The organism is Pseudomonas sp. ICMP 460 (assembly GCF_002723595.1).
GTDB lineage: Bacteria > Pseudomonadota > Gammaproteobacteria > Pseudomonadales > Pseudomonadaceae > Aquipseudomonas > Aquipseudomonas kitaguniensis.
In genome coordinates this window covers 112,942-125,560 of the sequence record NZ_LKBR01000079.1, presented here as the reverse complement: position 1 = coordinate 125,560, position 12,619 = coordinate 112,942, and the positions used below count along the sequence as shown (strand labels likewise).

Below are 12,619 nucleotides of genomic sequence, written 5' to 3'. Positions count from 1 at the left end.
AAGGCGGAAAACGGACTCGAAGTATACCTGCGGCCTCGCCGATTGGCTCGGCCGCACGTGTCTGGATCAACCGTCGAGTGTGCCGCCGGCCAGGGCACACAACTGGATCGGGTCGAGGATATGCACTTCCTTGCCTTCAGCGGCAAGCAACTCATTCTGCTGAAAACGCGTGAACACGCGCGACACGGTTTCCACCGCGAGGCCCAGGTAATTGCCGATTTCGTTGCGCGACATGCTCAGGCGAAACTGGTTGGCCGAGAAACCACGTGCGCGGAAACGCGCCGACAGGTTGACCAGAAACGTGGCGATGCGCTCGTCGGCGGTTTTTTTCGATAACAGCAACATCATCTGTTGGTCGTCACGAATCTCGCGGCTCATTACGCGCATCAGTTGGCGACGCAGTTGCGGCAACTGCAGGGCCAATTCATCGAGACGCTCGAAGGGGATTTCGCACACCGAGGTGGTCTCCAGGGCCTGGGCCGACACGGGGTGAATGTCGGTGCCCATGCCTGACAACCCGACAAGCTCGCTGGGCAGGTGGAAGCCGGTGATCTGTTCTTCGCCGCCGTCGCTCAGGCTGAAGGTCTTCAACGCGCCCGAACGCACTGCATAAACCGAGTCGAATTTGTCCCCTTGGCGAAACAGAAACTCGCCTTTTTTCAGCGGGCGACCGCGTTTAACAATTTCGTCCAGCGCATCCATGTCTTCCAAATTCAACGAAAGTGGCAGGCAGAGGGGGGCGAGGCTGCAATCCTTGCAGTGAGCCTGGCTGTGAGCGCGCAGTTTAACTGGCTCGGACATTTCTTAAATCCTTGTGGGAAAACACACATAAGACGTAAGGGTAACGCACCGGGGGTGGATCAGGCCAGCGTGTACAAAAAAGCAGCAACGGTATAAATATTTATGTATCGCGGCCGATACAGTCGACATATCTATTCAACGGAGCCTGGATCATGTCTGTTATAGCCGCCTACACCTCTGCCATCCGTGTACCTTACGTGCCGGACGCCAAGCCGGTTGCCGAGACCGACAAACAAGCCTCGGGCACTGCGCTGGCGCCTGAAAGCCCAGCGGTGGCGGTGACTATTTCCGCCAATGCATTCAAGGCCGCGGGTTCGGCCAAAAGTGCCAATGCCGATATCGACGAAAGCGGCCTTGCCGATAACGTCAAGCAAGTGCTGAAAATGATCCGTCAATTGAAGCAGCAGATCGCCGAGAAACAGGCTCAACTGGCTGCCGTTGCGGCCAACAGCAGCCTCTCGCCAGAAGAAGCGCGGATCAGAGCCAGTGCAATTCAAGGCGAAATCAACATGCTGCAGGCCGGGCTGATGAGCGCCCAGACCTCGCTGGCCAAAGCCATGAAAGGCATGAGCGCCGAGGACTCGATGAAGGTTGCCTCGTTGTCGATGTGATCAGATCACCCGCGAAAATCGCTGCCGGTTCTGGTGCTCCAGGTGGGCGTCGAACACCATGCACACCGAGCGCACCAACAGGCGCCCGGCTGGCAGAACGCGAATGCCCAGTGCATCGAGTTCGATCAGGCCGTCTGCGGCCACCGCCTCCAACTGCGGCCACAGCGCATCGAAGTAGCCACGAAAATCGATGTTGAATGCCTGTTCGATCCGCTCGAATTCCAGGCTGAAGTTGCAGATCAACTGCTGAATCACTTCCCGGCGTAACCGGTCATCCGTGGTGCACACCCAGCCACGGCTGGTGGCCAGTTGCGCGCCGGCGAGTGCGTTCTGGTAGTGATTAAGGTCACTGCTGTTCTGGCAATACAGGTCGCCAATCTGGCTGATCGCCGACACGCCCAGCCCAATCAAATCACAATGCCCGTGGGTGGTGTAACCCTGGAAATTGCGCTGCAGCGTGCCTTCTTCCTGGGCGATCGCCAGCTCGTCATCCGGCAGTGCGAAGTGGTCCATGCCGATGTAGCGGTAACCGGCCTGGGTCAACTGTTCAATGGTGGTTTGCAGCATCAACAGCTTGGTTGCCGGGGAGGGCAGGTCGTCGCTGTTGATACGCCGCTGAGGCATGAAGCGCTCCGGCAGGTGCGCGTAGTTGAACACCGACAGGCGATCCGGTTGCAGGCTGATTACCTCCTCGACAGTGCGCGCGAAGTTGATCGGCGTTTGCTTGGGCAGGCCGTAGATCAGGTCGATATTGATCGAGCGAAACTGCAGGGTGCGTGCCGCGTCGATCACCGCACGGGTTTCTTCCAGGCTCTGCAGGCGGTTGACCGCACGTTGTACCTCGGGGTCGAGGTCTTGCAGGCCGATGCTGACGCGGTTGAAGCCCAGTTCACGCAACAGGCCCATGGTCGCCCAGTCGGCTTCGCGCGGGTCGATCTCGATGCCGTAGTCGCCGGAATCATCGTTAAGCAAATTGAACTGCTGGCGCAGCCTGGCCATCACTTGGCGCAGTTCGTCGTGGCTGAGGAAGGTGGGCGTGCCGCCGCCAAAATGCAACTGCTGCACCGGCTGTTTCGGGTCGAGGTGGCAGGCCACCAGTTGGATTTCCTGCTCCAGGCGCTGCAGGTAGGCGTGGGCGCGGCCGCGGTCCTTGGTGATGACTTTGTTGCAGGCGCAGTAGTAACAAATGTTCGCGCAGAACGGCACATGCACGTACAGCGACAATGGCCGTGCCGCCTTGCGGCTGTCGCGCAGGGCATGCAGCAGGTCGAAGGTGCCGACCTGGCTGTCGAATTGCACGGCCGTGGGGTAGGACGTATAGCGCGGCCCCGCCAAGTCGTAGCGGTGAATCAGATCAGTGTCCCAACGAATGGCGTCGAGCATGCGGGCGGTCCCCCGGATAGGCTAGGGGGCCGAGTCTAGGCGTGCGCGGGCGATGGCATGTTGACTTGCATCAACGGCGAGCGGCGCTCTGCCACACCGCGATTTAATGCCCCATCAGCCAGTGTTGATGCGGGCCGGGCAAGGTCCACAGACCAAACACGATCACCAGTAACCCGCCGCCCACACGCACACTGCGTTGACGCAATAACGCGGTGACACGCTCGGCGGCCAAACCGGTGGCGAGCAACACCGGCCAGGTGCCCAGCCCGAACGCGAGCATCAGCAGTGCACTGTGCAGCGCATTGCCCTGGCTCGCCGCCCACAGCAGCGTGCTGTAGACCAAACCGCACGGCAACCAGCCCCAAAGCGCGCCCAGCAACACGGCGCGCGGCAGGCTGCTGACCGGCAACAAACGGTTGGCGACCGGCTGGATGTGCCGCCACAGGCCGCGCCCGAGGCGTTCTATACGCGTAAGGCCGCTCCACCAGCCGGCCAGGTATAACCCCATGCAAATCAGCAGCAGCCCGGCCAGCACGCGCATGAATATGGCCGCGGGGCTGTTGGCCAAGGCCCAACCGGCCAGCCCGATGAGTAACCCGGCCGCGGCATAGCTGAGGATGCGCCCCAGGTTGTACGCCAGCAGCAGGCGGAACTTGCGGTGGCTTTGCGCTTTGGGAATCGCCAGCGTCAGCGCGCCCATCAGCCCGCCGCACATGCCCAGGCAATGGCCACCGCCCAACAGGCCGAGAATAAGGGCCGAGACCAGCAGCGGCGCGAGTTCAAGCATGCGGCGGATCTTTGCGCGGTCGCTCGGCGCCGTTGGCCTGGTCGACGGCCGCCAAGTGGTTCGGGTCTTGATCGTCAAACAGCACGCTGTGGGCAGGGCCGTCGAGGTCATCGTACTGGCCGCTGTCCACCGCCCAGAAGAACACGTAAATGGCCACGCCCACCAACAGCAGCGCCGCCGGAATCATCACGTATAGAGCTGGCATCTGCACTCCATGCCCGGCCGGCTCAAGCCGGCAGCGGGCGGTTTACCAAGGTGGCGCGGTTAACCTGCACGCCAGGCAGGCGGGTCAGGCGCAGGGCGTTGAGCACCACGATCAACGAACTGAACGACATGCCGATGGCTGCCCAGATCGGGGTTATCCACCCCAGCGCGGCAAACGGCAGCATAAGCCCATTGTACAGCCCGGCCCACAGCAGGTTTTCGATGATGACCCGCCGCGTACGCCGCGCCAGGGTAAAGGCTTGCACCAGCGCGTCGAGGCGGTTGGACAGCAGCACCGCATCGGCGCTGGTTTTCGCAAGGTCGGTGGCCGAGCCCATGGCCACACTGATGTCGGCGGCGGCGAGCACCGGCACATCGTTGACGCCATCGCCGAGCATCAATACCTTGCGGCCCTCCTTGTGCAGCCGTTGCAGCACCGCAAGCTTGCCATCCGGGGGCAGGCCGCCGTGAGCTTCGTCGATGCCCAGCGCCAACGCGACACTGGCGACCATCGGGGAGCTGTCGCCCGACAGCAACAGCGTACGCCAGCCACGCGCCTTGCACGCGGCCAGCAGCGCGGGTGCGTCGCTGCGCAGGCGGTCATCCAGCACGAACCAGGCGAGGGCGCCTTCGCGGTCGCCGAGCAGCAGCCATTGCCCGGCGTCGTCCGGTGATGCGGGCGGTGTGCAACCACTCAGTTGGCAAACAAAAGCGGGCTGGCCAATGCGCAACAGGCGTTCGCCCACGCGGCCTTCAAGGCCTAGCCCTGGAAAACTCAAGACTGCCTCGGCGGCCAGCGGCGCACGGCCAAAGGCGCGCGCAATCGGGTGTTCCGAGCGGTTCTCCAGCGCGGCAGCAAGGCTCAGGCAGTCATCGCTGTTTAACGCGCTCAAGGCGCGAATCGCGCGCAATGCCAGGCCGCCTTCGGTGAGGGTGCCGGTCTTGTCGAAAATGACCGTGTCGATCTGGTTCAGGCCTTCCAGCACATGCCCGCGCGTCAGCAACAGCCCGAGTGTGTGCAGGGTGCCGGTGGCGGCGGTGAGCGCGGTCGGCGTGGCCAACGACAGTGCGCAGGGGCAGGTTGCGACCAGCATGGCCAGGACGATCCAGAACGCCCGCGCTGAATCCAGTTGCCACCACACCACGCCAATCACCAGCGCCGCGATCAGCGAGCAGAGCAAAAACCACTGCGCGGCGCGGTCGGCGATTTGCGCCAGGCGTGGCTTCTCGGCCTGGGCGCGCTCCAGCAGGCGCACGATGGCGGACAAGCGCGTGGCATGGCCCAACGCACGCACTTCTACGGTCAGCGCGCCGTCGACGTTGAGCGTGCCCGCGGTGACGCTGTCGCCGCTGCGCCGGGGTTGCGGCAGGTATTCGCCCGTGAGCAGCGACTCATCGATGCTCGACTGGCCGTCGAGGATCACGCCGTCCGCCGGCAGCACTGCGCCGGGGTGTACCAGCACGCGGTCGCCCAACGCCAGTTCGCTCAGCAGGATGCGTTCGCTCTGGCCGTCGCCTTTGAGGCGCAGGCACGAGGCGGGCAATACGTTAACCAATTGCGCGGTGGCCGCCGCCGTGCGTTCGCGGGCGCGGCGCTCCAGGTAGCGGCCTGCGAGCAGGAACAGCGCGAACATGCCCACCGCGTCGAAATACAGCTCGCCCACGCCGGTAAGCGCGGTCCAGATACCCGCCAAATACGCGCCGCCAATCGCCAGCGACACCGACACGTCCATGGTCAGGTGGCGCGTGCGCAGGTCGCGCATAGCGCCTTTGAAAAATGGCGCGCAGCTGTAAAACACGATGGGCGTTGTCAGAAACATCGCAACCCAGCGCAGGATCACATGCAGCTCCGGGCTCAGGTCGATATTGAATTCGGGCCAGGTGGCCATGGTTGCCATCATCGCCTGGAACCACAACAGCCCGGCGACGCCGAGTTGGCGCAGGGCCAGGCGATTGTCGCTGGCCAGTTGCTCGGCGGCGCGGTCGGCTTGATACGGGTGGGCGACGTAGCCGATATGGCGCAGCTCGCTCAGTAGCTGGCTCAACGGCAATTGCGCAGCGGCCCAGCGGACCTGCAAGCGGTGGTTGGACAGGTTCAGCCGCGCCTCGGCCACGGCGGGCAGGCGGCGCAGGTGTTTTTCGATCAGCCAGCCACACGCGGCGCAACTGATGCCTTCCATCAGCAGCGTGGTTTCAGACAGCTCACCGTCGTGGCGCACGAAGGGTTTTTGCACGTCGGCGCGGTCATACAGCGCCAGTTCGTCCACCAGTTGCACCGGCAGCGCCTCTGGGTTGGCCGAGGCTTCGCTGCGGTGCTGGTAATAGTGTTGCAGGCCACCGGCCACAATCGCTTCGGCCACCGCCTGGCAGCCCGGGCAGCAAAGCTCGCGGGGTTCGCCGAGGATCACGGCCGTGAAGCGGCTGCCCGATGGCACGGGCAGGGCGCAGTGGTAGCAGGGGGTGGTCATGGTTTGAAATCTATAGTGGCGGGCAGGGCCTCATCGCGAAGCGCAGGGTTTTATTTTTTCAGCTCTTCAGCACCTTGCAGCGGTTCATCACCCAGCTGCAAGTCCTTGTCGTGGCTGACCTGTTCTTCTTCGAACAGGCGCCAGGTTCTGTCGCCCTCGACGCCGAGCAACTCGACGAAGCGCCGGCCTTCGACCGTGTCGGTGACCTGGCCGATATAGCGGCCGGGTTCGCTGGCACTGCGCGCCAGGTTGATCTTGCGATCCTTCTCGGGCTGCGTCGGGGAAATCAGGTTGAGTTCCAGCGTGGCCGGGTTGCTGTTGCCGGTCAGGTGCAACTCGACTTCGCCGGTCAGCGCGTCCAGGTGCATTTTGGCGCGCAGTTGCAGGGTTTGCGCGAGCAGCTCGCGGTCCAGCGAGCGGTTTATGCCTTTACCAGCCTCGTAGTAGTTGTCGTTGACCAGGTTATCGGGGTTGTTTACCGCGATGGTCACCATGGACAATGTCAAGGTCACCGAGCAGGCCAGTATGGCGATGATGATCCAGGGCCAAAGGTGCTTGTACCAAGGGCTTGCGGCGTTAGCGATGGGCATTGTTTTGCGCTCTTCCTGTTAACGGACCTGTGGGCCGATGAATCGGCTCTTGGCTTCAATGTGCACGCTGTCGTCGTCCGCATCGCGCAGGATGAATTTCACCTCGTTGGTGGTCGACGGCATCTGTTCCGGCGCGCTCGACAGCTCTACCGGCATGCTGAAAATCTCTCCGGCCGCGACCTTGATTTCACGCCGCCCTTGCAGCTTGAGGTCCGGCAGGCCCGAAGCGTCGAGCACGTAGGTGTGGTCGCGCTGGTCCTTGTTCATGATCTTCAAGCTGTAGACGTTTTCGATCCGCCCTTCAGCGTTTTCGCGGTACAGCACACGGTCCTTGCTGACGTCAAAACCGACCAGCGAACGCATGAAGAATGCACCCGCCAACAGGCCGATCATCGCCAGCAATACCAGCGCGTAGCCGATCAGGCGCGGGCGCAAGGTATGGGTTTTCTGCCCGGAAAGGTTGTGTTCGGTGGTGTAGCTGATCAGGCCGCGCGGGTAGTCCATCTTGTCCATGATGGTGTCGCAGGCGTCGATACACGCCGCGCAACCGATGCACTCGATTTGCAGGCCGTCGCGGATGTCGATACCGGTGGGGCATACCTGCACGCACATCGTGCAGTCGATGCAATCGCCAAGGCCTTGAGCCTCATAGTCGATGCCTTTTTTACGCGGGCCACGTACTTCACCACGGCGTGGGTCGTACGACACGATCAGCGTGTCTTTATCGAACATCACGCTTTGGAAGCGCGCGTACGGGCACATGTAGATGCACACCTGTTCGCGCAGCCAACCGGCATTGCCATAGGTGGCGAGTGTGAAGAAACCCACCCAGAAATACGACCAGCCATCGGCCTGGCCGGTGAAGAACTCGAACACCAGTTCACGGATCGGCGAGAAGTAGCCGACGAAGGTCATGCCGGTGGCAAAACCGATCAACAGCCACAGCGTGTGCTTGCTGAATTTGCGCAGGAATTTGCTCGCGCCCATCGGCATTTTGTCGAGCTTGATGCGTTGGTTGCGGTCGCCTTCGGTGACCTTTTCGCACCACATGAAAATCCACGTCCACACGCTTTGCGGGCAGGTATAACCACACCACACGCGCCCTGCGTACACGGTGATAAAGAACAGGCCAAAGGCTGCAACGATGAGAATGCCCGAAAGCAGGATGAAATCCTGTGGCCAGAACGTCGCGCCAAAAATGAAGAATTTACGCTCCGGCAGGTTCCACCACACCGCCTGGTGGCCGCCCCAGTTCAGCCACACGGTACCGAAGTACAGCAGGAACAACGCGGCGCCGCCGAGCATGCGCAAATTGCGAAAAACGCCGGTAAAAGCGCGCGTGTAGATTTTCTCTCGCGAGGCATAGAGGTCGACGGTTTTGGCAGGCGGGGTAACGTCATTTACCGGTATTTGGTTGCTCATCATTGCATCCCACGGCAGTGGAAATTTGCCTCGGCCAGTACGTGCCAACCGGGGTCAAACAAGGGGTGTTGCGGTGGCGTAATGATACGCCCTCGATGGCGCTGGAAAGGTGCGACCTTTGGTCGCGTTGGGGTAAATCAATTGATGGTGTATGTGACCTGGATCAATTGACTTTGCGAGTATCGCCGGTTTTTACGCGCAGGCTGGTCATTCATCCCACGGATTAATCACCCGAACGCCGCTGGATATAAAGTCTCTGACATTGCGCGTGACGACGGTGAGGCCATGCACCAGCGCGGTTGCGGCAATCAATGCGTCACTTTCGTTGGCCTGGTCCGGCACCTGCAGGTGAGCGCAACGCAGCGCGACGGCGGCATCGACCGGCAGGATTCTTGCGTCGAACGCCGGTATCACATGGCGCTTTAGCCAGGTACGCAACACCTTTCCCTGGGCCGGGTCTTTGCGCTCCATGCGCAGTACGCCTGTTTCCAATTCTTTAAGCGTAATCGCGGAGATAAACAGATGCAGCGCAATGACGCTTTTGGCCCAGGCGACCACGTTTGCGTCCGCGTGGGGTTTACGAAGTTCAGAGATGACGTTGGTATCGAGTAGATACATCAAGAGAGGTCCACGGGTCGGTGAGTGATCACGGCGCGCTCGGTTTTGAAGTCTATTTCGGCCGCTTCCGCCATCACCAACAGGTCAACGATGTCGGCATTGAGGCCTGTCAGTTTCTGGTAGTCCTCAATGCTTAGCAGTACATGCGCGGGCTTGCCTCGATCAGTGATAAAAACCGGCCCATGGCGGGCGGCTTTTTTGGCACCGCTTGTGTCTTGATTGAATTCACGGCTGGAAATGGTAGTGACTGTCATGGGGGATTCCCCTTCATCGGGCTTAATGTAGTTACGTTACTACTTAGCGCTGTGGCGCCGCAAGCCCGAAGCTACGAGTGGTCATGGGGCTCTCCTGGGGGGCAGAAACCCTACGGCGTTATTCGGTATCGGCAGGTTTGTCCGGATGCGACAAGCTGTACACATACGCTGCCAGCAAGTGCACTTTGTCATTGCCCTGCAACTGCTCCTGCGCAGGCATCTGGCCCTGACGGCCATAACGGATGGTCTGCTGCAATTGCGCGAAGCTCGACCCATAAATAAACGCGCCGGGGTGGGTGAGGTCGGGCGCGCCCATGGCGGGCGTGCCTTTACCGGCCGGGCCGTGGCAGGCCACGCAGTTGGCGGCAAACAGCTTGGCGCCGTTGGCCACATCGGCCTTGGCGCCTTCAGGCAGTGTGCGACCGTCCAGCGTGGTTACCACAAAGCCCGAAACGTCGGCCACGCCTTGCTCGCCAATAATGTCGGCCCAAGGCGGCATCACCGCGTGGCGGCCTTTGAGGATGCTTTCCTTGATGGCGTCGGGTTCGCCGCCCCAGCGCCAGTCGGCGTCGGTCAGGTTAGGGAAACCGTAGGCGCCTTTGGCGTCGGAGCCGTGGCACACCGAGCAGTTGGAGGCGAACAGGCGGCCGCCCATCTTCAAGGCTTGCGGGTCTTTGGCGACTGCTTCAATCGGCATTGAGGCAAATTTGGCGAAGATCGGGCCGAACCTGGCCTCTGACCTGGCCATTTCCTTTTCCCACTCGTGCACGCCGGTCCAGCCGGTTTTGCCATTGGCGAAGTGGGTTTGCGTGTCGTTGTCGAGGTAGTTGTAGCCCGGCAGCAGGCCTTTCCAGTTGCCCAGGCCGGGGTAAAGCACCAGGTAGCCGAGGGCGAAAATGATGGTGCCAACAAACAGCATGAACCACCACTTGGGCAGCGGGTTGTCGTATTCCTCGATGCCGTCAAACGAGTGGCCGACGGTCTCGTCCGTTTGTTCGGTGCGTTGGCCTTTGCGGGTCGACAACAGCAGCCAGGTCAGCGCGAAAATAGTCCCCAGGGTGAGGACTGTGACGTACAGGCTCCAGAATGCAGTCATTGGTTGTTGCTCCTGGACGCTTGCTCGTCTTGCTTCACGGCGTGTGGGTCATCCGCAAAAGGCAGCAGGGTCGCCTCGTCGAACTCCGCCTTGCGCTTGGGGCTGAATACCCACAACGCCAGGCCGATAAAGGCCACCATCACCACCACGGTGCCCAGGCCACGAATCATCCCGATATCCATGCAGGTCACCGTTTGCTTTTAATGAGGGTGCCGAGGCCTTGCAGGTAGGCCACCAATGCGTCCATTTCGGTCTTGCCCTTGACCGCTGCGGCGGCACCGGCGATGTCTTCGTCGGTGTAGGGCACGCCCAGGGTGCGCAAGACTTCCATCTTCTTCGCGGTGTCCTTGCCGTCCAGCTTGTTTTCGACGAGGAACGGGTACGCCGGCATTTTCGACTCGGGCACCACGTTGCGCGGGTTGTACAGGTGCGCGCGGTGCCAGTCGTCCGAGTAACGTGCGCCGACGCGGGCGAGGTCCGGGCCGGTACGTTTGGAACCCCACAGAAACGGGTGGTCCCACACGCTTTCACCGGCGACCGAATAGTGGCCATAACGCTCGGTTTCAGCGCGGAACGGGCGGATCATCTGCGAATGGCAGCCCACGCAACCGTTGGCGATGTACACGTCGCGGCCTTCCAGTTCAAGCGCGGTGCGCGGCTTCATGCCTTCCACCGGCTTGTTGGTCACGTCCTGGAAAAACAGCGGAACGATCTGCGTCAGGCCGCCGATGCTCACGGCTATAACCATGAGAAAAGCCAGCAGGCCGATATTTTTTTCGACGACTTCATGCTTCATCAGTGCGCTCCCACAACGGCGATCCTGGCGGCGGCTTCGGCTTCTTTGGGGTCCGAAGCCCGCACGGTGCGCCAGACGTTGTAGGCCATGAACAGCATGCCGCTGGCGAAGAACGTACCGCCCACGGCGCGCACGATGTAGCCGGGGTGGCTGGCTTGCAGCGCTTCGACGAAGGAGTAGGTGAGCGTGCCGTCATCGTTGATCGCGCGCCACATCAGGCCTTGGGTGATGCCGTTGACCCACATCGAGGCGATGTAGAGCACGGTGCCGATGGTCGCCAGCCAGAAGTGCGTGTTGATCAGCCCGACGCTGTGCATCTGCGCACGGCCGAACAGTTTGGGGATCATGTGGTACAGCGCGCCGATGGAGATCATCGCCACCCAACCGAGGGCACCGGCGTGCACATGGCCGATGGTCCAGTCGGTGTAATGCGACAGAGAGTTAACGGTTTTGATGGCCATCATCGGCCCTTCGAAGGTCGACATGCCGTAGAACGCCAGCGACACCACCAAAAAGCGCAGGATCGGATCGGTGCGCAACTTATGCCAGGCGCCCGACAGCGTCATCATGCCGTTGATCATGCCGCCCCAGCTCGGCGCCAGCAGGATGATCGACATCGCCATGCCCAGCGATTGTGCCCAGTCCGGCAGCGCGGTGTAGTGCAAGTGGTGCGGGCCGGCCCAGATGTACAGGGTGATCAGCGCCCAGAAGTGCACGATGGACAGGCGATACGAATAAATAGGACGCTCGGCCTGTTTGGGCACGAAGTAATACATCATCCCGAGAAAACCGGTAGTCAGGAAAAAGCCCACGGCGTTGTGGCCGTACCACCACTGGATCATCGCGTCGGTCGCCCCGGCGTAGGCCGAGTAGGACTTGAACCAACTGACCGGCAGTGACGCGTGGTTGACGATGTGCAGCATCGCCGTCACCAGAATAAACGCACCGTAAAACCAGTTACCCACATAGATGTGCCTGGTCTTGCGCTTGACGATGGTGCCGAAGAACACCACGGCGTAGATGACCCAGACGATCGCCAGCAAAATCGCGATTGGCCATTCCAGCTCGGCGTATTCCTTGGTGGTGGTGTAACCCAGCGGCAGGGTGATGATGGCGCCGAGGATAACCGCTTGCCAGCCCCAGAAGGTGAAGGCGGCGAGGCCATCAGAGATCAGTCGCGCCTGGCAGGTGCGCTGCACAACATAGTAGGACGTGGCAAACAGCGCACAACCACCGAAGGCGAAAATCACCAGGTTGGTGTGCAGCGGGCGCAGGCGGCCAAAGGTCGTCCATGGCAAACCGAAATTCAGTTCCGGCCACACCAGTTGCGAGGCAATGAACACCCCGAGCCCCATGCCAAGGATTCCCCAGACCACCGTCATGATGGCGAACTGACGAACCACCTTATAGTTATAAGCAGTCGGGCTGATTGCTGCGCTCATTCTAAGGTTCCACGGTTTAAGTATTTTTATAGTTGAAATTTGGCCGCAGTATGTAGAAATCGAGGGGCCATTGCAACGCAATGGCTGACCGCTGCCGATGCGTTCCACGCCAGATTCTGCGCCCTTTCCATATGTGGTGTAAGGACA

14 protein-coding genes are annotated in these 12,619 nt (G+C 61.3%); 1 reads left to right on the top strand and 13 read right to left on the bottom strand.

Annotation, left to right across the window (positions count from 1 at the left end; all coding sequences use genetic code 11):
- Positions 1 to 66 precede the first annotated feature (66 nt).
- Positions 67 to 801: a fumarate/nitrate reduction transcriptional regulator Fnr gene (gene fnr / locus AO240_RS26635; RefSeq protein WP_058412235.1), complete on the bottom strand. Its 735-nt coding sequence runs from the start codon at positions 799 to 801 to the stop codon at positions 67 to 69.
- Positions 802 to 953: 152 nt separating this feature from the next.
- Here fnr and AO240_RS26630 point away from each other — a divergent pair, with 152 nt between their 5' ends.
- Positions 954 to 1,412 carry a FlxA-like family protein gene (locus AO240_RS26630; protein WP_099240611.1) on the top strand — a complete coding sequence of 153 codons (459 nt, stop codon included), beginning with the start codon at positions 954 to 956 and terminating at the stop codon, positions 1,410 to 1,412.
- Here the strand turns inward: AO240_RS26630 and hemN are convergent, their stop codons facing one another.
- The 12 genes from hemN to ccoN form a co-directional block, all read right to left on the bottom strand.
- Complete coding sequence (hemN, locus tag AO240_RS26625; RefSeq protein ID WP_099240609.1) at positions 1,413 to 2,795, bottom strand: oxygen-independent coproporphyrinogen III oxidase; 1,383 nt, start codon at positions 2,793 to 2,795, stop codon at positions 1,413 to 1,415.
- Between the two features lie 103 nt (positions 2,796 to 2,898).
- Positions 2,899 to 3,582 (bottom strand): sulfite exporter TauE/SafE family protein, encoded by a 684-nt coding sequence (locus tag AO240_RS26620; RefSeq protein ID WP_099240607.1) that lies wholly within the window; start codon positions 3,580 to 3,582, stop codon positions 2,899 to 2,901.
- Positions 3,575 to 3,787, bottom strand: coding sequence for a cbb3-type cytochrome oxidase assembly protein CcoS (gene ccoS / locus AO240_RS26615; protein ID WP_099240604.1), 213 nt, complete (start codon positions 3,785 to 3,787; stop codon positions 3,575 to 3,577). Before ccoS ends, AO240_RS26620 begins: the two co-directional genes overlap by 8 nt.
- Positions 3,788 to 3,809: 22 nt before the next feature.
- Positions 3,810 to 6,254, bottom strand: coding sequence for a heavy metal translocating P-type ATPase (locus AO240_RS26610; protein WP_099240602.1), 2,445 nt, complete (start codon positions 6,252 to 6,254; stop codon positions 3,810 to 3,812).
- 50 nt (positions 6,255 to 6,304) lie between these two features.
- Positions 6,305 to 6,844, bottom strand: a complete 540-nt coding sequence (locus tag AO240_RS26605) for a FixH family protein (RefSeq protein ID WP_099240599.1) — start codon at positions 6,842 to 6,844, stop codon at positions 6,305 to 6,307.
- A gap of 18 nt (positions 6,845 to 6,862) precedes the next feature.
- On the bottom strand, positions 6,863 to 8,266 hold the full coding sequence (gene ccoG, locus AO240_RS26600; protein ID WP_099240597.1) for a cytochrome c oxidase accessory protein CcoG: 1,404 nt from the start codon (positions 8,264 to 8,266) through the stop codon (positions 6,863 to 6,865).
- Positions 8,267 to 8,473: 207 nt separating this feature from the next.
- Positions 8,474 to 8,884, bottom strand: a complete 411-nt coding sequence (locus AO240_RS26595; protein ID WP_099240595.1) for a type II toxin-antitoxin system VapC family toxin — start codon at positions 8,882 to 8,884, stop codon at positions 8,474 to 8,476.
- Positions 8,884 to 9,138: a type II toxin-antitoxin system Phd/YefM family antitoxin gene (locus tag AO240_RS26590; RefSeq protein ID WP_099240592.1), complete on the bottom strand. Its 255-nt coding sequence runs from the start codon at positions 9,136 to 9,138 to the stop codon at positions 8,884 to 8,886. Before AO240_RS26590 ends, AO240_RS26595 begins: the two co-directional genes overlap by 1 nt.
- Before the next feature lie 118 nt (positions 9,139 to 9,256).
- Positions 9,257 to 10,234: a cytochrome-c oxidase, cbb3-type subunit III gene (ccoP, locus tag AO240_RS26585; protein ID WP_099240589.1), complete on the bottom strand. Its 978-nt coding sequence runs from the start codon at positions 10,232 to 10,234 to the stop codon at positions 9,257 to 9,259.
- A complete protein-coding gene (locus AO240_RS26580) occupies positions 10,231 to 10,416 on the bottom strand; it encodes a cbb3-type cytochrome c oxidase subunit 3 (RefSeq protein WP_099240587.1) in 186 nt (61 codons plus the stop codon). Before AO240_RS26580 ends, ccoP begins: the two co-directional genes overlap by 4 nt.
- Before the next feature lie 5 nt (positions 10,417 to 10,421).
- The gene (ccoO, locus tag AO240_RS26575; RefSeq protein ID WP_058412223.1) at positions 10,422 to 11,030 is read right to left on the bottom strand and encodes a cytochrome-c oxidase, cbb3-type subunit II; all 609 of its coding nucleotides are present in this window, start codon (positions 11,028 to 11,030) and stop codon (positions 10,422 to 10,424) included.
- On the bottom strand, positions 11,030 to 12,472 hold the full coding sequence (ccoN, locus tag AO240_RS26570; protein WP_058412222.1) for a cytochrome-c oxidase, cbb3-type subunit I: 1,443 nt from the start codon (positions 12,470 to 12,472) through the stop codon (positions 11,030 to 11,032). Before ccoN ends, ccoO begins: the two co-directional genes overlap by 1 nt.
- Between the last annotated feature and the right edge of the window lie 147 nt (positions 12,473 to 12,619).